Source organism: Kocuria himachalensis (assembly GCF_054784195.1).
In genome coordinates, this window is the sequence record NZ_BAAGPL010000024.1 from 163,129 (window position 1) to 184,860 (window position 21,732).

Annotated in this window: 19 protein-coding genes; 5 read left to right on the plus strand and 14 right to left on the minus strand. The window is 72.3% G+C overall.

What is annotated here, in order from left to right; genetic code table 11:
- Nucleotides 1-454 precede the first annotated feature (454 nt).
- Nucleotides 455-2,569, plus strand: a complete 2,115-nt coding sequence (gene thrS / locus ACYVM4_RS16940) for a threonine--tRNA ligase (RefSeq protein ID WP_368820055.1) — start codon at nucleotides 455-457, stop codon at nucleotides 2,567-2,569.
- Nucleotides 2,566-3,144, plus strand: a complete 579-nt coding sequence (locus tag ACYVM4_RS16945) for an HIT family protein (RefSeq protein WP_368820056.1) — start codon at nucleotides 2,566-2,568, stop codon at nucleotides 3,142-3,144. The genes thrS and ACYVM4_RS16945 overlap by 4 nt, the downstream gene beginning before the upstream one ends.
- Nucleotides 3,145-3,263: 119 nt before the next feature.
- Here ACYVM4_RS16945 and ACYVM4_RS16950 read toward each other — a convergent pair whose 3' ends face one another.
- The 5 genes from ACYVM4_RS16950 to ACYVM4_RS16970 all read right to left on the minus strand — a co-directional run bounded on the left by ACYVM4_RS16950 (nucleotide 3,264) and on the right by ACYVM4_RS16970 (nucleotide 11,446).
- Nucleotides 3,264-5,351, minus strand: a complete 2,088-nt coding sequence (locus tag ACYVM4_RS16950; protein WP_460669289.1) for a M3 family metallopeptidase — start codon at nucleotides 5,349-5,351, stop codon at nucleotides 3,264-3,266.
- Between the two features lie 316 nt (nucleotides 5,352-5,667).
- The gene (locus tag ACYVM4_RS16955) at nucleotides 5,668-6,687 is read right to left on the minus strand and encodes a hypothetical protein (protein ID WP_460669290.1); all 1,020 of its coding nucleotides are present in this window, start codon (nucleotides 6,685-6,687) and stop codon (nucleotides 5,668-5,670) included.
- 25 nt (nucleotides 6,688-6,712) lie between these two features.
- Nucleotides 6,713-9,250 (minus strand): PEP/pyruvate-binding domain-containing protein, encoded by a 2,538-nt coding sequence (locus ACYVM4_RS16960; protein ID WP_460669291.1) that lies wholly within the window; start codon nucleotides 9,248-9,250, stop codon nucleotides 6,713-6,715.
- Between the two features lie 343 nt (nucleotides 9,251-9,593).
- Nucleotides 9,594-10,511, minus strand: coding sequence for an alpha/beta fold hydrolase (locus tag ACYVM4_RS16965; RefSeq protein ID WP_460669292.1), 918 nt, complete (start codon nucleotides 10,509-10,511; stop codon nucleotides 9,594-9,596).
- 242 nt (nucleotides 10,512-10,753) lie between these two features.
- Nucleotides 10,754-11,446 (minus strand): LysE family translocator, encoded by a 693-nt coding sequence (locus tag ACYVM4_RS16970; RefSeq protein WP_460669293.1) that lies wholly within the window; start codon nucleotides 11,444-11,446, stop codon nucleotides 10,754-10,756.
- A gap of 111 nt (nucleotides 11,447-11,557) precedes the next feature.
- Between ACYVM4_RS16970 and ACYVM4_RS16975 the strand changes: the two genes are divergently transcribed.
- A complete protein-coding gene (locus ACYVM4_RS16975; protein WP_460669294.1) occupies nucleotides 11,558-12,478 on the plus strand; it encodes a LysR family transcriptional regulator in 921 nt (306 codons plus the stop codon).
- A 101-nt stretch (nucleotides 12,479-12,579) separates the two neighbouring features.
- Here ACYVM4_RS16975 and ACYVM4_RS16980 read toward each other — a convergent pair whose 3' ends face one another.
- The gene (locus ACYVM4_RS16980) at nucleotides 12,580-13,383 is read right to left on the minus strand and encodes an MBL fold metallo-hydrolase (protein WP_460669295.1); all 804 of its coding nucleotides are present in this window, start codon (nucleotides 13,381-13,383) and stop codon (nucleotides 12,580-12,582) included.
- A 150-nt stretch (nucleotides 13,384-13,533) separates the two neighbouring features.
- Entirely contained in the window at nucleotides 13,534-13,938 is a 405-nt protein-coding gene (locus ACYVM4_RS16985) for a hypothetical protein (RefSeq protein ID WP_460669296.1), read from the minus strand.
- A gap of 369 nt (nucleotides 13,939-14,307) precedes the next feature.
- Between ACYVM4_RS16985 and ACYVM4_RS16990 the strand changes: the two genes are divergently transcribed.
- Nucleotides 14,308-14,520 (plus strand): hypothetical protein, encoded by a 213-nt coding sequence (locus ACYVM4_RS16990; protein ID WP_368820066.1) that lies wholly within the window; start codon nucleotides 14,308-14,310, stop codon nucleotides 14,518-14,520.
- Between the two features lie 66 nt (nucleotides 14,521-14,586).
- Here ACYVM4_RS16990 and ACYVM4_RS16995 read toward each other — a convergent pair whose 3' ends face one another.
- The 7 genes from ACYVM4_RS16995 to ACYVM4_RS17025 all read right to left on the minus strand — a co-directional run bounded on the left by ACYVM4_RS16995 (nucleotide 14,587) and on the right by ACYVM4_RS17025 (nucleotide 20,520).
- Nucleotides 14,587-15,027 (minus strand): VOC family protein, encoded by a 441-nt coding sequence (locus tag ACYVM4_RS16995; RefSeq protein WP_368820067.1) that lies wholly within the window; start codon nucleotides 15,025-15,027, stop codon nucleotides 14,587-14,589.
- 190 nt (nucleotides 15,028-15,217) lie between these two features.
- Complete coding sequence (locus tag ACYVM4_RS17000) at nucleotides 15,218-15,547, minus strand: hypothetical protein (protein ID WP_368820068.1); 330 nt, start codon at nucleotides 15,545-15,547, stop codon at nucleotides 15,218-15,220.
- A gap of 235 nt (nucleotides 15,548-15,782) precedes the next feature.
- Nucleotides 15,783-16,691: an SPFH domain-containing protein gene (locus tag ACYVM4_RS17005; RefSeq protein ID WP_460669297.1), complete on the minus strand. Its 909-nt coding sequence runs from the start codon at nucleotides 16,689-16,691 to the stop codon at nucleotides 15,783-15,785.
- Between the two features lie 233 nt (nucleotides 16,692-16,924).
- The gene (locus tag ACYVM4_RS17010; RefSeq protein WP_460669298.1) at nucleotides 16,925-17,431 is read right to left on the minus strand and encodes a DUF1990 family protein; all 507 of its coding nucleotides are present in this window, start codon (nucleotides 17,429-17,431) and stop codon (nucleotides 16,925-16,927) included.
- 53 nt (nucleotides 17,432-17,484) lie between these two features.
- On the minus strand, nucleotides 17,485-17,976 hold the full coding sequence (locus ACYVM4_RS17015) for a beta-class carbonic anhydrase (protein WP_368820071.1): 492 nt from the start codon (nucleotides 17,974-17,976) through the stop codon (nucleotides 17,485-17,487).
- Nucleotides 17,977-18,303: 327 nt separating this feature from the next.
- Nucleotides 18,304-19,458: an MFS transporter gene (locus ACYVM4_RS17020; protein WP_460669299.1), complete on the minus strand. Its 1,155-nt coding sequence runs from the start codon at nucleotides 19,456-19,458 to the stop codon at nucleotides 18,304-18,306.
- Between the two features lie 294 nt (nucleotides 19,459-19,752).
- A complete protein-coding gene (locus ACYVM4_RS17025) occupies nucleotides 19,753-20,520 on the minus strand; it encodes a hypothetical protein (RefSeq protein WP_368820073.1) in 768 nt (255 codons plus the stop codon).
- Between the two features lie 378 nt (nucleotides 20,521-20,898).
- On the opposite strand from ACYVM4_RS17025, the gene ACYVM4_RS17030 reads away from it, so the two are divergent.
- Nucleotides 20,899-21,594, plus strand: coding sequence for a FadR/GntR family transcriptional regulator (locus ACYVM4_RS17030; RefSeq protein WP_368820074.1), 696 nt, complete (start codon nucleotides 20,899-20,901; stop codon nucleotides 21,592-21,594).
- Nucleotides 21,595-21,732 lie beyond the last annotated feature (138 nt).

Genomic DNA, 21,732 nt, shown 5'->3' on the forward strand with positions numbered 1-21,732 from the left:
GTCGCGACCGCATCTGATCGCACCCGATCGACTCTGGGGCCCCCGTCACCTCCATGGTGACGGGGGCCCCGTCGTCGTGCCGGGCGCGGTTCACGCCCTTCCCCCCCGGGCCCGCGCCCCGGGCACGGCCGCGCAGTAGTCCAGGCCCAGTTCCACCACCGCCGCGGCCGCCACGTACATGCCCCGGTAGCCGAGCGCGGGGACCAGCGGCCCAGCGCGGCGGGGGAGCAGAGGGCACCTCCCCTCCCGGCGCGGGCGGGTCGGGCGGTCCGGGAACGTCTGCGGGCATCGGGCGGCCTCACCTCCGCGGGTCATCATCGCACCGCCGCCGCCCGCCCCTGCCCGCACCGGCCGACAGGTACCATCGATGCAGTGCGCGCCGCCCGGCGGTGCCGCTGCCACGCGCCCCCCGTACCGGTGCGTGCCGTTGCCGAACCCGAGGAGCACCTTCCCCATGACCACCGTGCCCGAGCACCAGCCCGAGTCCGCCCCCCTCACGCTCACCGTCGACGGCGAGCAGCGCACGGTGGGGACCGGGACGTCCGCCGCGGACCTGTACCGCGAGGACCGGGCCGTGGTGGTGGCCCGGGTCAACGGCGTGCTCAGGGACCTCGCCACCGAGCTGGCCGACGGGGACGCCGTGGAGCGGGTCCTGGTCTCCGAGCCCGAGGGCCTCGAGGTGCTGCGCCACTCCGCCGCCCACGTCATGGCCCAGGCCGTGCAGCAGCTGCACGAGGACGCGAAGCTCGGCATCGGCCCCTACATCACCGACGGCTTCTACTTCGACTTCGACGTCGAGCAGGCGTTCACGCCCGAGGACCTCAAGGCCATCGAGAAGCGGATGCAGCGGATCGTGAACTCCACCCAGTCCTTCCGCCGCCGTGCGGTGAGCGAGGAGGAGGCCCGGGCCGAGATGGCGGACGAGCCGTACAAGCTCGAGCTCATCGGCCTCTCCCAGGGCCCCGGCTCCGGCGCGGACGTGGACGCCGCCGCGGAGGGCGCCTCCGTGGAGGTCGCCGCCGGCGAGCTGACGATCTACGACAACGTGGACCGCAAGACCGGGGAGACGGTCTGGAAGGACCTGTGCCGCGGCCCGCACCTGCCGGACACCAAGCTCATCGGCAACGGCTACGCCCTCATGCGCTCGGCCGCCGCCTACTGGCGCGGCTCCGAGAAGAACAAGCAGCTGCAGCGCATCTACGGCACCGCGTGGCCCTCCAAGGAGGACCTCACGGCGTACAAGACCCGTCTCGCCGAGGCGGAGCGGCGCGACCACCGCCGGCTCGGCTCGGAGATGGACCTGTTCTCCTTCCCCGACGAGCTCGGCTCCGGCCTGCCGGTGTTCCACCCCCGGGGCGGGATCATCCGCAAGACCATGGAGGACTACTCCCGGGAGCGGCACACGGAGGCCGGCTACGAGTTCGTCTACACCCCGCACATCACCAAGGGCCACCTCTACGAGGTCTCCGGCCACCTCGACTGGTACCGCGAGGGCATGTTCCCCGCGATGCACGTGGACGAGGAGCGGGACCCGCAGACCGGGGAGCTGACCAAGCAGGGCCAGGACTACTACCTGAAGCCCATGAACTGCCCGATGCACAACCTGATCTTCCGGTCCCGGGGACGCTCCTACCGCGAGCTGCCGCTGCGCCTGTTCGAGTTCGGGCAGGTCTACCGGTACGAGAAGTCCGGCGTGGTCCACGGCCTGACCCGGGTGCGGGGCATGACCCAGGACGACGCCCACATCTACTGCACCCGGGACCAGATGAAGGCGGAGCTGACCACCACGCTCACCTTCGTGCTCGACCTGCTCAAGGACTACGGCCTGGACGACTTCTACCTCGAGCTCTCCACCAAGGACCCGGAGAAGTTCGTGGGCTCGGACGAGCTCTGGGAGGAGGCCACGAACACCCTCGCCGAGGTCGCGGCCGAGTCCGGTCTGGACCTGGTCCCGGACGCCGGCGGCGCCGCGTTCTACGGCCCGAAGATCTCGGTGCAGGCCAAGGACGCGATCGGGCGGACCTGGCAGATGTCCACCATCCAGCTCGACTTCAACCTGCCGGAGCGCTTCGACCTCGAGTACCAGGCCGCCGACGGCACCCGGCAGCGGCCCGTGATGATCCACCGCGCCCTGTTCGGGTCCGTGGAGCGGTTCATGGGGGTGCTCGTGGAGCACTACGCCGGGGCGTTCCCCGCGTGGCTGGCCCCCGTGCAGGTCGTGGCGATCCCGGTGGCCGAGGCCTTCAACGACTACCTGCAGGGCGTCGTGGACACGCTGCGGGCCCGTGGCGTGCGCGTGGAGCTGGACGCGGGCTCGGACCGGTTCCCCAAGAAGATCCGCACCGCCTCCAAGGAGAAGGTCCCGTTCGTGCTCATCGCGGGCGGGGAGGACGCCGAGGCGAACGCCGTGTCCTTCCGCTTCCGCGACGGCTCGCAGGACAACGGCGTCCCGGTCGGCGAGGCCGTCGAGCGGATCGTGGCGCACGTCCAGCGCCGGGTCAACGAGGAGCCGACGGCCGTTGCGGAGGACGCCGGCGCCGCCGCGGAGACGGCGGGGGTGGGGCAGTGACCGGTACGGCGCCCGACGCCGGGCCCCCGCACCACTGGATCCGCCAGGACGAGTTCGAGATCCCCGGGGTGCCGGACAGCTTCCAGCGGCTGTGGACCCCGCACCGGCTCGCCTACGTGCGCGGCGAGGACCCGTCCGTGCGGGAGGACCCCGGGTGCCCTTTCTGCAACGGCCCGGACCGCGCGGACGAGGAGTCGCTGATCGTCCACCGCGGCGAGCACTGCTTCGTGATCCTCAACCTGTTCCCCTACAACCCCGGCCACCTCATGGTCTGCCCGTACCGGCACGTGGCCGACCTGACGGAGCTCGAGCTGGAGGAGCTGCGGGAGCTGACGGACCTGACCCGCACCGCGGTCGCGACGATCCGCAGCGTCGCGTCCCCGCACGCCTTCAACGTGGGCATCAACCTGGGGGCCGCGGCCGGCGGCTCCCTCTCGGGCCACCTGCACCAGCACGTGGTGCCGCGCTGGAACGGGGACGCCAACTTCATGCCGGTCCTCGCCGGGACCAAGGCGATCATGCAGACCCTCGGGGACACCCGCCAGGACATCGCCGACGCCTGGCCCGCGGCCTGAGCCTCCCGGGCTGGTCTTCCCGGCCCGAGCTTCCCGGTCTGAGCCTCCTCGCCTGATCTTCCGGCCCTGTCCTCCGGCACGACGCCGGGGTTCGACCGCTGCGCCCGGCGCCGGGGCGCTCAGCCGCGGGCGTCCGGCGCGGGCGCCCCGCGCCGCTGGTGGACGAACTCCTCCCGCTGCTGGAGCCCGCGCCGCTCCAGCAGCGCTCCGAGGTGCGGGCGACGTCCCAGCAGGGCCTCGAAGGCCTCCATCGGGGCGGTCTCGTTGCCCCGGGAGAGCACCTCCTCGGCGAAACGACGCCCGTTCTCCCGGATCGGTCCGCCGCGGGCGGTGAACCACTGGGCCGTGTCGGCGTCCAGGATCTCGGACCAGATGTAGGAGTAGTAGCCCGCGGAGTAGCCGCCGGCGAAGATGTGCTTGAAGTAGCCGGACCGGTAGCGCGGGGCGATGCCGTCCACGTCCACCCCGGCGCGGGCGAGCGCCTCCCGCTCCACGGTGCGCGGGTCCGGCAGCTCGGCCGGATCCTCGATCCCGTGCCAGGCGAGATCCAGGTAGGTCGAGGCGAGGTACTCCACGGTCCGGAAGCCCTGCCCGTGCGCGGACGCCTCCCGCAGGCCCGCCAGGGTCTCCTCCGGGATCGGCTCGCCCGTGCGGTGGTGGCGGGCGTAGTGCCGGAGCACCTCCGGGTGCAGCACCCACATCTCGTGCACCTGGGAGGGGTACTCCACGAAGTCCCGCGGCACCTTCGTCCCGGAGAAGGAGGGCAGGTGCACATCGGAGAGCAGCCCGTGCAGGGCGTGGCCGAACTCGTGGAAGACCGTCACCACCTCGTCCAGGGTCAGCAGCTTGGGCCTGCCCGCGGGCGGTCGGGTGAAGTTCGCGTTGTTGACGACGACGGGGCGCTGCCCGGTCAGCCGGTTCTGGTGCACCAGCGATCCCATCCAGGCGCCGCCCTGCTTGGTGGGCCGCGTGAACCAGTCGCCCAGGAACAGCCCCACGCCGCGGCCCTCCTCGTCGGTGACCTCCCACACCCGCACCTGCGGCAGGTAGCCGTGCAGGTCGGGGCGCTCGGTGAAGACCAGCCCGTAGAGCTCCCGGGCGGTGCGGAAGATCCCGTGCTCCAGCACGGACTCCAGCTCGAAGTACTCCCGCAGCGCGGAGGCGTTCACGGCGTAGCGCTCCCGGCGCAGCCGCTCGGCCCAGAACGGCCAGTCCCACGCCTCGATCGGGTGGCCGGCCAGCTCCTCGAGCTCCGCCCGCTCCTCGAGAGCGTTGCGCACCGCGGGACCGGTGATCCGCTCCAGCATCTCGTGCACCGCCTCCGGGGACGGCGCCGTGGCCCCGGCCATGACGTGGTCGCCGTGGCTGCGGTAGCCGAGCAGCCCGGCCTGCTCCGCGCGCAGCCGGGCGATCCGGGCGGCCACGGGCAGCAGGTCCGTGCGGCTCTGCGAGCCCTCGCCGCCGTGCTCGCCGGTGCCGCGGTTGACGGCGGCCAGATGGATCCGCCGGCGCAGCGCGCGGTCCGTGAGCACCGACAGCACCGGCTGGACGGTGAACAGCGAGGGCGTGAGGAGGTACCGGCCCGGCATCTCGTTCTCGGCGGCCGCCGAGGCGGCGGCCTCGACGTCGGTGGCGGACAGCCCGTCCAGCTCCGCGGGGTCGTCGACGACCACGGCCGAGACGTTGACCTCCCGGATCAGATCGTTGCCGTAGCGGATGCTCAGCTCCGACAGCTCGTCGTTGATCTCCCGGAGCCGCTGCTGGTCGTCCAGGGTCAGCTCCGCGCCGGAGTTCGCGAACCAGGAGATGTACTCGTCCAGCGCCCGCAGCTGCCACGGGTCCAGATCGGTGCGGTCGACCCGCCGGACCCGGGCATAGAGGTCCTTGTTGAGCGTGAAGTCCGCCTTGTGCTCCGACAGCCGCGGGGCGAGCTCCTGGTAGATCCGCTGGATGCCCTCGGTGTTGTGGGCGGCGGTCAGTGTGAAGAAGACGGACTCGACCCGGTCCAGTGCCAGGCCTCCGCGTTCGAGGGCCTCGATGGTGTTGGCGAAGGTGGGCGGGTCCGGGTCGGCCAGGATCGCCCGAACGCACTCGAGGTCCTGGGCCATCGCCGCCTCGAAGGCCGGCAGGAAGTGCTTCTCCTCGATCCGCCCGAAGTCGGGCAGCTCATAGGGGAGCTTGCTGGGGCGCAGCAGTGGGTTGTCCAAGGGCCGGCTTCTGTCGTGGTGGGCGAACGGGCGCGCTTAAGACTAGCCTCCCCGTGTGACGGCGGTGTCAGCACGCCGCACCCGTCGACCACACGGCGCGGACCTCGACGACGTCGCGTGGTGCCCATCGGGGCATTACGTGCCGGGCCTTCGCAGGCGCGCATGCGGACGGGAGTCGACTCGACCTCGGCCACCATGCTCAGCACGTTCCCGTCCGGGTTCCAGCATCCGCTCGGAGCGCTCACGCTGTGGCCGGCGAGCCGCGTCGAAGACCCTTGTTGCGGGTGACGTCGGCGCTGTGTACGGAGCCACAAATTCACTCGGGGTGATTGAGGACGTCGCCGTCCCGGGTGAGGTCGGCGTCGGTGCGAACGAACAGCACCTCGAGACCCGGGGTCTCCAGGAGCTCGCGCACGAGCGCCCTGGTCCCGGCTACGAGCGTCGAGTCGAAGTCGATCTCCGTGGCGAGCACCCAGGCGTGATCGTCCGGCCACAGGACGCTGGGCGAGTGCGCCCACACGGCGTCGTCGACCCAGGGCGCGCGGGCGGGCCATGCGACATCCGCGAAGTCGTTGGCACCGGCCTCGAACAGGATGTAGCGCCGCCCGGTGTCTCCGTGCAGCTCGAACCGCGGCCCGGCTGCGATCTCTCGAGAGAGCAGCCCGGTGCCCGGCGCGGGATTCTTGCGGGCAAGTCCGGGGCCGGCCTTCACCACCGAGTGCGCTCCGGTGAGCCCCCGCCGCGCGGCCGCAGCAAGCCGCTTACGCAGCGCCGGGGCGGCACCGCGCCCGGTGTCGTCGTCGGTGTATCGGGCGGGCGGACTCGCGCTGGACGCGGGCACGAAGCGCGCAATCCCGGCCGAACTCACGAAACCGCCCCAGCCCTCCCAGATCGCGGCGATGCCGGTGTCCGGAGTCGTGGTGTGACGGGCCAGCACCGCGGAGGCCGCCGCCGGCGACGCGGCGTCGAGACAGCCCTCGGACGTATCGCTGTAACGCCAGCCGTCTGCGGCGATCGCTCCGTCGACATCGCCGCAGTCACGCCGCACGAGCCGTGCGTACTGCGCCTGGGCGTGCATGGTCGTGCCGAACGATTCCGCTGCCTGCGCCCACGTGGTGCGCTCCGTCTCGAGCGAGGCCTCGATGTCGTCGACCCCCTCGAAGTAGGTCGTCTCGTCGAGACCCTGCCAGGTCCTCGTCTGGCGCGGCCGGTCGCGGTCGACAGGATGGAACACGCGCGCGTACGCCTCGAAGCCACGCGGTACCACCGACAGAATGCTGTCCGGAGGCTCGGCTTCCATCGGGCGAAGCCACTCGCCCCGCTCGAGGTCGGGCACCCATGCGAATTGTTCTGGCATGCGCCTATTCTCCTGGTGCGGCCCGGCCCGGCCCACTGGGCCGGTGTTCCCGAGTGTCCGGGACCTCCGGAGGGTGTGCATCGCCGTCCGTCCCGTGCGTCTGGTTCAGCCCCGTGGCGCCGTCGATGGTGACCACCTGGCCCTCGGTCAGCCGGGTGGTGGCGTCGGGCACGCAGATGACGGCCGGGATGCCGTACTCGCGGGCCACGGTCGGGCCGTGGGCGATCGTGGAGCCGGTCTCCGTGATGAGCCCGCCGAGGGTCAGGAACAGCGGGGTCCAGCCCGGGTCGGTGGTCGGGGCGACGAGGATGTCACCGGGCTGCAGCCTCGCCTCCGACGGGTGGTGGACGATGCGCACCGGCCCGGTCGCGACCCCGGTGGCCGCCGGCTGGCCGACCAGCACGTCGGGTCCGTGCTCGGCCGTGGTGGCGTCGGGCAGGGCCTGGGGGTTCGTGCCGTCGGACAGCAGCAGGCCCGGGACCTGCCGCCGTCGGGCCTCGCGGTGGTGCTCCCGACGCCGGCCGGTCACCACCGCGCGCAGGTCCGCGCCGTGCGAGGCGTCGAGGGCCTCGTCCAGGGTCAGGAACATGATGTCCTGCGACTGCTCCAGCAGGCCGCGCTCGGTGAGTTCGGCCCCCGCGGTGAGCAGCTGCCGGCGCACCTCGGCCAGCGGGGTCAGCCAGAGGAACTTGGGCAGCTCGCGCAGGCCGGCCAGCTCCCGGCTGCGGCGCAGCAGGGAGCCGGCGAGCCGGGCCCGCAGCGGCCGGGTGCGCTGCGCGCGGTCGACGAGCGCTGCCAGGGCGGCCTCGGCCTCGACGGCGGCGCGGGCGAACCGGGCAGGCGGGGCCTGGTCCGGGTCGGTCACCTGCAGGTACCCGGCCAGGGCGGCGAACACGGGGGTGGAGTCGTCGGCCCACCGGGGGGAGCCGACGTCGATCTCGGCGCTGCCCCGGATCCCGTACTCCTCCAGGAAGGCCGTCAGGCCGAACTCGGGCAGCTCGCCGCGCGAGAAGCGCGCGGCGAGCTCGTCCGGAGCGGTGCTGACTAGCAGCTCGCGGTGCGGACGCGCGGCCTCGGCGACGGACCAGAGCTTCAGGTCCATCTGTGTCGTGACGTTGTGGGGCATGCCGCGCAGGGTCGCGTTCAGCTCGCCGGGCTCCAGGACGCCGCGCAGCAGCCAGCCGGCCACTCCCTGGGCGATGAGCGCTCCCCACAGTGGTGGCAGGGAGCGCATCATCGGCCCGGTCATCGTCGCGTCCTGCAGACCGGCGGCGGAGCGGATCCGGCTCGCCGTGTCCGCCGGTCCGGTCCGGGGCTGCCGGCGGACCTGCTCGAGTTCGTGGAACGCACGCTCGCGGGCGGCGGCGGGCCGTGCCAGGGCCCGCAGCGCGCCGAGCAGCGAGGCGGGCACGACGGCCAGGAGCAGCCGCGCGGTCGCACCGGCGGAGAACGCGCGCCAACCGGGACGAGCGGGACGGGGCGCGTAGCGGGGGTCGTCCAGGACGCGCCGCACGCCTCGCGCCACGGCCGGACCGTAGACCTGCACCATCTCGGGGACGCGGGAGTGCAGGCGCGGGCTGCGGACGAAGCCGGTGAGGTCCATGAACAGCCGGCCGCCGATCTCGACGAGGAACAGATCGACCACGGCGTCGTCGACGCCGATGATCTGCAGCCAGCGGCGGGTCGTCTCCCGCAGCACGGACACGCCCATGGGGGTGACCGGGCGCCGCAGGCCCTGCATGTGGCCGACCTCCATGTAGACACGCGGGTCGCCCTGCACCGGGTCGGTCCCGGCCGGGAGCGGGAAGAGCGTGGTGATGGGCCGGGACTGCAGCAACCAGAGCGTGCCCTTGGCGTCGTAGGCGAACTCGATGTCCTGCGGGCTGCCGAGGGCGCGCTGCACCCGCTGCCCGGTCCGCTGGAGCTCGCGGAGCTGGTCGGGGGAGAGGCAGCCGTGATCGTGTGGCCCGGGGAGCGGACCCTGCCCGGGCAGGACGTAGTGGTCGGTGTCCATGGTGCCGTCCACGACGCCGGTGCCCAGCCCCGGGACCGCGTCGATGACCGTCTCGGTGCGGGTGCCGGTCAGGGGGTTGGCCGTGAACATCACCCCGGCGACCGTCGGGGTGATCATGCGCTGCACGACGACAGCCATCGCCGGGTCGTCGGTCTCCAGCCCCTGCCCGTCCCGGTAGGCGACGGCGCGCTCGCTGTGCACGGAGGCCCAGCACTGCCGGATGGCCTCGAGCAGTGCGTCCTCGCCCCCGACGTCGAGGACGGTGTCCTGCTGGCCGGCGAAGCTGGCGTCCGGCAGGTCCTCGGCCGTGGCGCTGGAGCGGACGGCGACGGGGCCACCGCCGAGGTGCTCGTAGGCCGTCAGGACGGCCCGCTCGGGGACGGCGCCCGAGCGGTAGGCCTCGGTGGTCAGGCAGAACCCGTCCGGCACGCGCTCGCCCGCGGAGATGAGGGCCCCGAGGCCGACGGCCTTGCCGCCGACGAGCTCGGTGGTCTCCGGGGTGACGTGAGCCAGGTCGATCAGGTCCATGGGATACCTCTCTGGTGCCCCGGGGCGGACGGGAGGTGTGGAACGGACAGCGCCATGGGGCGTCCGGTGTCCCGTTGGTAGCCGATGATCCAGTCCACCGGTGGGCAGGTCAACCTCTCCGTGCCGTGAGGCACCTGCGTGACGGCGCGGCGGTGACCGCTCTCGGGGCGCGGGACTTCGTCAGCGGCGTCGCCTGCGGGGACAGAGCTGGAGCGTCTGCGCGTGGTCCGTTCCCTGGACAGGGAGCAGGAACGGGGCGCTGCCCTTGCGGAGGGCCATCACCATCGGACCACCAGCGGCAGGGGCCGCTCCTCGACGACCGTCAGCGGCTCGGGCACACCGTTCAGCTGGACGTCGCCCCACGGTCCGTCTCCGTCAGGAACGGGTGCACCCGGGCGAGGAACTCGTCGTGGCGCTCCAGCTGCGCCCAGCGACCGCAGTCGGGCACCAGCACGAGACGAGCCCGCGGGATGAGCTCCGCCGCACGCCGCGAGCCCTCGGGGTCGACGACCGGATCGTCCGCTCCGTGGAAGAACAGCGCGGGCACCCCGATCTCCTGGAGCCGGTCGGTCAGATCGTTGAGCATCCGGTCCCGGCCCAGCGTGGCCTGGTTGTACCGGGCGTACCCCAGGACGCCACGGCGGTCCCGGTCCAGCCTCGCGAACTCCTTGACCACCTCGACGGGCAGGCACGCTGGATCTTTCACGATGGCGCGCAGAGCGGTGCGGACGAACCGGTTCGCGAACCGTCCCGCCGGCAGCAGGACTCGGTCGGGCAGCTGCGCAGCAAGCCACGCGGCACGGTGCATGCCGGCGGACCCGAGTGAGGGCACGAGCCCGCCGGGGGCGATCAGCACGAGGCCGGCGACGCGCTCGGGGTGCCTCAACACCAGATTCAGCGCAACGTCCCCACCCATGGACACACCGCACACCGCGGCCGGACCGACACCGAGTGCGGCCAGTGCCTCGGCCAGCACGTCCGCCATCGTGCCGGGGCCGCCGACTGGGGCGACGTCCATGCTGGTGCCGGATCCCGGCAGGTCCACCGCCCACACCTCACGATCGGCTGCCAACGGCTCGACCAGGCGGTACCAAGAGATGGACGAGCTGTCGGTCCCGCCGCCATGGACGAGCACGAGCGGGCACCTGCCCGGGGTCGGAACACCGGCGTGGAGAACACCGAGGCGTCCGGCCGCGGTGGAGACGTGGCGCCGTTCGGCGCCCGGTGGCGTCAACGGTCGGTCGGTCGTGGAGTGATGCATCGCACCTCCTCGACGCCCAGCCCTGGTCGACCGGCTGGGCCGAGGGGGCGTCGATCTCACCGGTGACGACGATCGCACCGGTTCGCACCGGGGCGCCGAGAGGACCTGGACCGCCGTGCTGTGCGGTGGTGAACACCATGCCCCACCACCGGGCGTTCCTGAAGGCGCACTGCTCGAGATAGACGGGGCGCTGAGACGCAGTGGGGTCCTGGGAAGGAGAAGCGGTCGTGCGGGGGGTCCCCTCAGACCCAGGAGGCGAGCACGGGGACGGTGGTCATCAGTCCCAGCGCCACGAAGACCGCCCGGGAGACGAGTTCGATCCGGCGGGTCACGGTGGGACGGTTGAGCCAGGTGCTGGCCGTGTGGGCGGCCAGGGCCACGGCGAGCAGGTAGACCCCGATCGTGGCCGCCACCGTTCCGCCCATCACCACCACCACGAACAGCGCCCCGGCCCCGGGCGGGGTGAACTGGGGCAGCAGGGCCAGGAAGAACAGCCCGGTCTTCGGATTGGTGAGGCAGCACACCAGCCCCGCGGTGAAGGCCGATCGCGCCCTCCGCCGGGACGGCTCCGGACGGGTCGGGGGAGCTGCGGCGGTCGAGCCGGCGACCTGGGCGGCACCGATGGTCGCCGGGACCGCGGTGGCCGGGGCAGGCGCGTGAGCGGTCACCGCTCGGTAGCCCAGGTAGAACAAGTAGGCGCCCCCGAGCAGGCGCAGCGCCTGGAAGGCCGCCGGGGAGCTGTTGAGGAAGGCGGCCACCCCCACCGCGACCAGCCCGGCCCAGGCGAAGACCCCCACCGCGGAACCGGCAGAGGCCAGCATGCCGTCCCGCCGCCGGCGCAGGGCGTAGCCCAGGGTCAGGACGGTGTCGGGTCCCGGGGTGAGAGCCAGGACCACGGCCACTCCCAGCAGGGCCAGATAGCTCGAGGTGTCCACGGCAGCTCCATTCCGGTCAGTGATCCACGGCCTCTACCGTGCCACCGCACCACCCTTCAGCACTAGCAAGGATTTCCGTCCCATTGACAGGTGAAAGCGTACGGTCGGGGCATGCTCGACCCGCACCGGCTCACCATCCTGCGCGCCGTCATCGCCGCCGGCTCGATCCACGCCGCCGCCCGGAACCTGCACCTGGCCCCGGTCACCGTCAGCCAGCACCTCCGCGCTCTGGCCCGGCAGACCGGGCTGGTCCTGTTCGAGAAGAACGGCCGGGGCATCGAGGCCACCCCTGCCGCCCGGCACCTGTGCGAGGCCAGCGCGGACACCCTCAACAGCCTGGAACGCCTCGAGCGCACCGTGGAGGATCTGCGGCAGGGCCGCGCTGAGCAGGTCGCCGTCGCCTGCTTCGCTTCCCTGGCCCAGGCCTGGATGCCCGAGGTGGTGGTCGCACTGCGCGCCCGGTCCCCGGAGGTGGTGGTGGAGATCAGCATCAACGAACTGCACCCCACCGGCGGCCGCCGGGCCCCTGACGTCGACGTGCGCAACGAGTCCCTCGACGGGCTCCCCGGTCATCTGGAGGGATACCAGCGCCACGCCCTGCACGAGGAGGACTTCTGCGTGGTGCTGCCGGTCGGCCATCCGCTGGCCGCTCGGGCCACGGTGACCATGGGGCAGTTGCGTGACGAGCCCTGGATCGACCACGACATCCACGACGGCCCCACCGGACGCATCATCACCCGCGCCTGTCACGCCGCCGGCTACACCCCGCACTACGTCGCCCGTCTCGACGACCACCACGCGGCCACCAGCCTCGCCGCGGCCGGGCTGGGCATCACGGTGCTGCCCCGGATCGCGCTCACCGGGCTGCCGGCGAATCTCACGACGAGGCCGCTGGTCGACCCGGCCGTCCACCGGCGCATCGTCGCCCACACCCGCACCCACCCCACTGGGGCCCGGCTGATCCACACGATCCTGACGGCGCTGCGCGCAGCCGCTCGACGAAGCCGGCCGTCAGCACCGGACGAGCACTGACTCCGCAGCCACCCCGACAGCCCCTGTGATCTGATCGGGCAACCGAAGCCGCCCGCGGGCCACGCTTCAGCAGGTGCTCTCCGTCCGGGCGTCCCGTCGGGCTATCTTCTGCGGGCGAGCTGCTGCAGTTGCCATCGGTGGACGTCGGGCAGCCAGTCCAACGGGGCGGAGGGGCCGACCCGCGGGTCGTCGGGAACACCGCCGTCTCGCAGGGTCACCACGTAGGCGCGATCCTGCTCGATCCGTGCGCGGACCTGCTCGGCGCCGCCGACCGATCCGTGACCGGGGATGACGGCGACGACGTCGTCGGCCACGCTCTCCAACAGCCGCAGGGCGGCGAGGTAGTCCTCGATCGGATCCGCGGCCTCCAGATCGAGGAACGGCATCAGGATGTCGGAAAGCATGTCGCCGGCGACGAGAACGCCGTGCTCCTCGATCAGCAGCGCCGCATGGCCCGGGGCATGGGCCTGATGCTCGATGATCCGGACCTCGGGGCCGTCCCAGGGGATGCGTGCGGCGTCGGCGGGCAGCCCGGTGATGAGGCCGAGCAGATCCATCGGGATCTCCTCGGCGTACTCCGGTGGCAGCCCCACGGCGATGCGGGCCTGCCAGTCCGCGTGGGACAGCAGACCGTGGACGGAGGCCGCGCAGCGGGAGGTGCCGTATCGCGGCACGTCGCCGAAGAGCCCGTGCCAGAGCACGTGGTCCCAATCGGGATGCGTCGAAAAGCCGGCCACGACGGGCCGGCCCGACTCGTGGAGGTCGTGCGCGAGGGCGGCCATCTCGTCGCGGGTGATGCCGGGGTCGACGAGGAGCACACCGGCCGGGCCCTGCACGAGGACGGAGTTGCTCTGGAGGAACTCGCTCTCGTGCACGAGAACGCCCTCAGCGACGGGCCTCAGCATGGGACGCCTTCCGCTCGTGGTCTGCCACCGCTTGTCGAGACGGTAGGGCCTGGCGGAGCGCGATGTCCAGCCTCCACCGCCTCCTGTCGTACCGCTGTGCGCGCCGAACCCGGACCCCGCCTGCCGGACGTGCGCTGAAGCCGTGCCGGGTCAGCGGTTCGTGGTGATCTGCCCGCCGAGCTCGTCCTGCAACCGCTGCAGCGGCTCCTCGGTCCTGGACAGGACGAACCAGTTGGTCGCCTGCAGGACGGAGACGTCCACCTCGCCGCGGAACGCCCCCAGGAGCTCCTCCATGCTCTCCTCGGAGCCCGCGACCGCCATCGCCATCTCGCCGTTGGCGCAGTCGAGGAAGGTGGTCGCCGGATCGGCCGGCGCGGACAGCTGATCCGTGCCCGGGCACTCGACACCGGCGTCGACGACGGCTTCGCGCAGCGCCAGCGCGTCGTCGTAGGCGGTCTCGCCGTCCACCATCGCCTGGATGTCGTCGGCGGTCGGCCCGCAGCCGGTCAGGGCCAGGACGGAGAGGGAGAGCAGGACGGTAGCAGCGCGGCGCACGAGGAGCTCCGGTCGTCGGGGATCGAGCAAGGGCAGGGGGTCGAACGCAGAGAGGCACGGGCATCGACCCGCCTCGATCCTATGCGCACGACAGGCGCCGGCGGCAGATCCCGGGCGCGGGACGGCGGGTGGACCGAGCACAGGATGTCCGGAGCAGCCGGACCGACCAGGGGAGCACCATGATCCCGAGCAGACCTTGCAGGCTCCGGACGGCGCGGAGGACCGGGTGCTTCCGCCACCGGGGTCAGCCGGTGCACAATCTGATCACTCGAGGACCTCGTGAGCGCTGAGCCCCAGCGCGGCGGGGTCCTCCATCGATCCGATGATCGTCCCGGCGCCAGGCCGGGAACCCGAGAGGAGGAGGCCGGCATGGAGCCCGACGAGTGCCCGGAGTGCGAGGCCGGACGGGTGATCCGCTACCGGGTGGAGCCCACCCAGGAGATCGTGCGGGTCTGCGACGAGTGCGACGCGCTGTGGGAGGCCGAGGAGGATCTGACCTCGCCGTCGGTGACCACCGTCGATCAGTACCTCACCGTCCGCGGGCTGCCGCTGCTGTGGAGCGGGCTGACGGTGATCGTCTGAAGCCGCGGGGCCTTCCCGTGGGGCGCCGCTGCACGGGCCGCGGTGCCCCACGGGCGTGACGGCCCGTCAGCCGAGCTGCTCTGCCAGCGCGACGATGATCCCTGCGGGGCCGCGGACGTAGCAGAGCCGGTAGCTGTCCTGGTACTGCACCACCTCACCGACGAGTTCCGCGCCGTGGGCGCGCAGACCGGCGACAGCGGCGTCGACGTCGTCGACGGTGAACATGATGCTGCGCAGGCCCAGCGTGTTCCCCGGGGCGTCCTGCGGCTCGGCGCTGACCGCTCTCGGGGTGTGGAACTTCGTCAGCTCGAGCCGACCGTGGCCGTCCGGGGTGCGCAGCATCACGATGTCGACCCGGACTCCCTCGAGCCCGGCGACACGGTCCACCCACTGCCCCTCGATCGGCGCCTGCCCCTCCAGCTCGAGACCGAGGTCGACGAAGAACGCCACGGCGGCTTCGAGGTCGTCGACGACGACGCCCACGTGGTCCATCCGCTGAATCGTCATGGTGGTTCTCCCTGTTCGTCGGTCGGACTGTGGTGGCCACTGGTGCACCTGGGACGGAGCCGGCACCACGTTCTCGACACCCGGTGACGTGCTGAGTTCGAGGGACCTGCATCTGACCGTCACCGCCCCGCGGCGCCCGCGAATCCTCCAGGGCTGCGACGTGGCCGCCTCCGCTCCGGGGAAGCGGGCCTCATGCCGGGGCGGTCCCGCCCCGGCCCACGGCGGACATCCCCCTCGCGGGATGCTCCGGCAGGGACTGCGCGCCCGTGCTGATGAGCACATCGGTCAGGACCGGCCCCTCCAGCCGCGGCAGCACCTCGGTGACCAGGTGGACCAGAGCGGCACCGTAAGCGGCAGCGGCCGTGGCGGCCTCCACGGCCAGCAGCACGGACACCCCCGGCACCCCGTGGCTGCAGGACACTCTCTGGCAGGCGGTGACGCCGGCCAGCAGGATCGCCACCGTGGGAGCGTCCACCCGACGGGTCGTGCTGATCGTGACCTGCACCGTCCAGACGCTCATGTCCACCCCCTGTACTCCCCGCCCCACCGCGCTGACCCCGCCGCCAGGAGGGGTCCGGCCTGTCCGCGCGGTGCGGGGACACGGCCGTGCTTCTCATGCTGGTGCCCAGACAGGTGGCGCACAACGTTCGGGCAGGTCCCCGCGTTGATCGGCCGATTGTTGCTGCCGATCAGCACACTGCGGACCGCCGGGTCCGCACCGGGACTGCGTCTGCGTGCTCCGCAGTGTTCGTGGGCTACCGGTTCGAGTTCACGAGGACGTCCGCGGCGTCCCCGCCGAAGCAGTTCCACGTGGCCGGCAGGGGCCCGTTCTCGTTGACGTTCCAGTTGTTCGTGATGGTCAGGCACTCGAGGACGAGGTTCTCCGCCGTGACGTTCTTGTTGCGCTCCCGGTCCGCTTCGGCGTCGATCTTGGCCTGCTCGAGGCGGGACTGAGCGCGGTCCACGTTGGCTTCGGCCTCCACGACCCGATTCAGCGCGTCCTGTGCCGTCTGGTCGAGTGCCGCCGGGGGCAGCGCCACGGAATCCAGTTGCACCCCGTACGGGGACAGGCGTTCGGTCAGAGCCTCCTCCACTGCCTCGCGCACCTCTTCCACCTTGCCCTCGGCACGGGCCTCAGCGGGTGTGTACGACGCCAGGACGGTCGCGACCGCTTCCCTGGCGGCCGGCTGGACGAGCATCCCGTCGACGTTCTCGAACTGCCGGTACCGGGACCACAGCTCCTGGGCCTGTTCCCCCGTGATGGTCCACTGCACGGTCATGTGCTGGGTGCCGGATCCGCCGCCGGCGAAGGCGATCGGGGCGTCCATCTCCGAGCGCTGCAGCTGGGTGGAGAAGGTCTCGACCTCGGCCCAGGGCGCCTTGATCTGCCATCCCGCCTGCAGGGTGCGGGAGTACTTGCCGAGGCTGGTCTCGATCCCCACCTCACGGGCACCCACTCGGGCCAGCGTGGTCCCGGCGGTGACGAGCAGCAGGAGCACCAGGGCGCTGACGGCAGTGAGGCCGGCCGCCTTCCTCGTGGCGCCGGGGCGGACGTGCTCGCCGTCCGCGTCCTTCCGGACGGTCTCCTTCGGGGACATCGTCCAGGCGACGATCGAGAGCACGGTGATGGAGGCCAGGACGATGCCCGTGACGATGTAGAACATGGATTCCTGCTCCCACTTCCCCTGGTCGGAGTTCCCCGCACCCTGCACGCGGTAGTTCACTGATGGAAACGGTCCCACAGTCCGGCGCCGTGGGACCGCAATCGGCGAGCGGCGTGGGCCCACACTTCTGGGGACCACCGACGGCGACCGCCCGCACGGACACGACCAGCGCTCAGGTCGTCAGTGTCCCGGCCGGCGGACCTCGAGCGCTCCGTGCGGTCGAAGACGGGTCCTCACAGGGCGTGCAGGTACCGGCGGGTGGTCCGTCGCTGCACGGCCCGGCTCAGGGGTGCCGCGGCGCGGGCCCACCAGGTGGCCGGCCGGGAGAAGGCGGTGATGGTCAGCACCACGGTGTCGTCCGCCCGCCACTGCAGGTCGAAGAGCTCCTCACCCCGTTCGGGGTGGCCCTCCAGCGTGCCGTAGGCGAAGCCTCGTCGGCGCGGTTCCGCCAGGACGTAGACGACCTCGCAGCCGAAGCGAAGGGCCAGCGGTCCGCGCCCCAGGCCCAGCAGCACCCGTGTGCCGGGGGCGGCCGACGGGGTCGTCGGTGCGACGGTGAGGCCGGCGCGGCGGTGCAGGTCCCAGTGCATCAGCTGCTCGGCCGCGGCGCGGAACGTCGTCGCACCGGTGCCGATGGTGCGGTGGCGCATCAGGTGGTGGTAGCCCTCCGGCAGGGGGCCGCGCGTGGCCCCGACCTCGGGGTAGCTCAGCGGGAGCTCCCGGAGGGAGCTGCGTCCCATCCGAGTGCCCCGGGCCGATCGACCACTGTCACCGCCCTCGGTGCTGTCGTGGGTCAGTGGATCTCCCGGAGGGAGCCGTCGGTCACGTCGTAGACGAATCCGCGCACGCTGTCCTTGTACGGGATGAAGGGGTTGGCGGCGATCCGTGCCATCGACTGGCGGACGTCGTCGTCGGGGTCGGCGAAGGACTCCGGTGACCACGGCGGGCGGATCCCGGTGTCGGCCTCGATCTGTGCCTTGAAGGCGTCGTCGGTGAAGGTGAGCATGCCGCAGTCGGTGTGGTGGATGAGGATGATCTCTCGGGTGCCCAGCAGACGCTGGCTGATCACCAAGGACCGGACCTCGGCGTCGGTGATCACCCCGCCGGCGTTGCGGATGATGTGGGCGTCGCCTTCGCTCAGGCCGAGCAGTCCGTAGGGGTTCAGCCGGGCGTCCATGCAGGCCACCACTGCCACCGGGAGGGCCGGGGGCATGGGCAGATCGCCTCGGGTGAAGCCGGCGGCATAGGTCTCGGCGTGGTGCAGAAGATCATCGGTGACGCTCATGGCAGGGGCCTTTCCTCGACGGCGGTGGCGGACGGCATTCCAGCGGTGGGCGCCGCGGCAGGCGTCCATGGGTGCTGCGGCCCGGCACGTCCGGATCCGCCCGGTCCGTTCCTCACCCTAGGACCGGCCGCCGCCCGTGCACACCCCTCCCGTCGTCCGGTGTCACCCGGGGCGGGCCCGCCCTGCCTGGGGGCCTTCGGCACCCGCTGCGTCCGCCACGAGGCACCGGAGCGGATCCTCCGGAACCGCCGAGCGGGCGGGTCACCCGCCGACTCGACAGCGCGAGCGGGATTCCCTGTCCACGACGGATGTGCCGGATGCGTCAGATCACCCGTGGGCTGGGATGTGCCGGCGCAGCGCGAGCGGCAGTGTCAGCAGCGAGATCGCTCCGGCGACCAGCAGCGCGGTGCTGAACGAGGTCCCCGCGGCGACCATCCCCACCACGACCGCGCCGATGCCGGTCCCGGCGTCGAAGCCGATGTTCCACACCGCGCTGGCCGGTCCGTAGTGCTGCCGGCTGACGGCTTGGAAGGTCACGACCAGGGTGAGGTTCTGCAGCCCGCCGTAGCTGGCGCCCACCATGGCTGCTCCGGCCAGCAGCGCCGGGGCCTGGGTCGCCTGAGGATCCCGGACGGCCCAGGCGATGACGATCATCCCCGCCGTGGTCAGCAGCACCAGCGGCGCGAGGAACCGGCGCGGTCCGTGCCGGTCCGACAAGGAGCCGATCCGCCAGCGGGTGAGCGCGGCGACGACGCTCATCAGCAGCAGCGCCAGGGCGGTCAGCACGGTGCTGCTGCTCATCTGGGCCATGAAGGTGATGAGCGCACCGCCGGCCAGGGTGACGGCGATCAGCAGTGCCATCGGAGGGAAGAGGCTCGGATAGGGCGCCCGCTCCTGCTCGTCCTCCTCCGGGGCGTGGTCCAGCATCCGGGCCAGGCCGATCGCGGGCACGACGGCCACCGCGGGCAGGGCTGCCACGGCGAACACGACCCAGAAACCGAGCCGGTCGGCGAGCCACGGTCCCGCCGGCAAGAACACGACCTGCGGTCCCGCGATCGCCAGGCCGTAGGCCCCGATCGCCCTCCCGCGACGTTCGGGTTCCACCAGCTCGGCCACCAGGGCGCTGCCGGTCACGGTCAGGACGCCGAAACCGAGCCCGCGCACCGCGGAGAGCACCAGGGTCGGCCCGAGCGCATCGCTGAGGCCGTGCGCCAGGGCGGGCAGTCCCAGCAGCAGCATGCCCGTGACGAGGACCGGGGCCCAGCCGAAGCGGCGCAGCGCACGGGGGACGAACAGCTGCGTGAGCACGGTGAAGGCCATGAGCACGCCGTTCACCAGCCCCGCCCCGACGGTGTCAGCGCCTCCGTGCACCGCCCAGAGCGGCGCGACCGCCAGCAGCGCGGCATACCCCGAGAAGCCCAGCACGGTCATCGTCAGCAGCAGCGGCATCCCCGGCACCCGCAGGACCGCGTCGTTCACCACCGGTCGAGGCTCGTGACGACGACGTCGCCCTGGTGGCACGCGTCAGCGGCGGCTGGGCCGTGCCCTGGGCCTCGCGGCCCTGCCGACGGTCTCTTGCTGCGGCCCTCGAGGATCAACATGGTGACGCCAGCCTATGCCTGGCGTCACCTCCGACATGGCCGTGACCCCTGACGGGTCCCCTCGGAGAGAGGACTGAGGTTCCGGTGGACGGAACAGGAATGCTGAGGTTCCGGTGGGCTTGCGGCCCGACGCCGTGCAGGTGCGGTTCCACTGATCGAGGTCACGACCCGCGCCTCAGTCAGGACCTCCGCGCAGCACGTCCACGTGCACGTGGTCGAGGTGGCGCAGGATCTCGTTGCCGGGGTCGGGCGCGTCGTAGTCCCGCCACTGCCCTCGCGGGCTGTGGGCGCTCCAGAACCGGTCGTCGAAGATGACGTACTGGACGTCCAGGTCCTCGGCATGGGCGACCAGCCAGTGGGCCAGCAGCCACCCCTCACGCCGGTTCTCCTCGGTCACCGGGCGGAAGAAGACGTCGACGGCGCGGCCGTCGTAGTGCGTCGACTCCCCTCCGTGCCCCTGGTCGACACCGCCCGGGGCGAACCCGCCCAGGCTCTGCTCGCCGAACACCCCGGTCATCGCCTCGCGGAGCTGCTCGGCGCGCGGTGTCAGACCGGTGCTGGTCAGCTGTTGTTCCGGCAGATCACCAGCGGCCGAGCCCCGGCACCTCAGGCTCGCGCCGGCGTCCTCGGGCGGCCCCTCGGCCAGCCGCTGCAGCACCGCCGCGTCGATGCCGGAGGTGTCCGGGGCCTCCGCCCCGCGGGCGGCGAGCGCGACCGCCGTCGTGGCCCGCTTCGCCTCCTCACGGTCGAGCTCGACCTCACCCTCCGAGGTCTCGACCGTGCACTCCGGGCCCCAGCGCAACCAGCCGTCCCCTGCGCGCAGGCCGCTGAGCACACCGGGCCCGAGGAGGGCCAGCGCTGCCGCGAGCGTGCCCAGGAGGAGAAGGCCCAGAAGCGCCCGCCGGGGTCGGCGCCGGCGCCCGCGCATGTCCTCGACGGTCATCACGAGGGCGGACGGGCAGGCGGCACGGTGAGCTGCCGGGTGCCGGCCGGCTCACGGGTCGGGGCTGGTCCGAGGCGGCCGGTGCCGGGCACGGGGTTCCTGGCTGTGATCACGCACCTGCTTCTGCTCGCTTCGTGGAAGGTCCTGCTCCAGCAGAGCAGGCGGACCTGGCGAGAACCTCCACGAAGCGGCAGGTGGTCCTGCTCGTGCCGCCCGAGCCCGGAGCGGCCGATCCACGAGCTGCCGGAGGGCGCCCCGCATCCGGTGCACCAGGAGGTCCCGGCCGGGGGAGCGTGGCTCTATGGCGTACGGGTGGTGGGCCGACGGGCAGGGCGGCACCTCTTGACAGCTCGGTGTGATCTGTATCATGCTGAGCACATGAACCTGTCAGACAGCCGGACAGCCGGACAGCCGGTCGAGCGCTTCAGCGCGGCGGAAGCCGTCTTCAAGGACCTGCTCGCACAGATCCAGGCGGGACAGCTCGCGGTGGGGGAGAAGCTGCCCTCGGAGGCGGCTCTCGCCCAGGGGTACGGGGTGAGCCGGTCCGTGATCCGTGAAGCGCTGCGCTCCTGCGCCGCCCTGGGCCTGACCGTCAGCCGCACCGGCAAGGGAACCTTCGTCGTCGCCCAGCGGGTGTCCGAGGACCTGGCCCTCGGCCCGTACTCGGCGCGGGACCTGCACGAGGCCCGGCCGCACATCGAGGTCCCCGCGGCAGGCCTCGCCGCGCTCCGCCGCACGGACGAGGACGTGCGGTTCCTGCACGACGTCGTGGCGGCGATGGCGGCCGAGGACGATCCCCAGGCCTGGGTCGAGCTGGACACCGGCTTCCACGCCGCCATCGCCCGGATCAGCCACAACCGGGTGTTCGAGAAGGTCATCGCCGACATCCGCGAAGCGCTCTACCAGCAGTCCGAAACCCTCAACGTGGTGGCGGACCGCCAGAAGCGCTCCGACGAGGAGCACCTGCGCATCTTCCACGCCATCCGGGACGGCGCGGCCGACGAGGCGGAAGCCGCGATGCAGGACCACCTCACGGCCGTTCGCGGCGCCCTCGGCGCCATCAGCGGCGAATAGCCCGGCGGCCGTCCCGCCCTCCGCTCCGGCTTCCCCGCTCTCCGCTCTCCGCTCTCCGCTCGAGCATCCGCGGTCTCCGCCCTGCTCGCCCGCCGTCCCGTCCTCCACCCTGTCCTCCACCCTGCCCGCCGTTCTGTG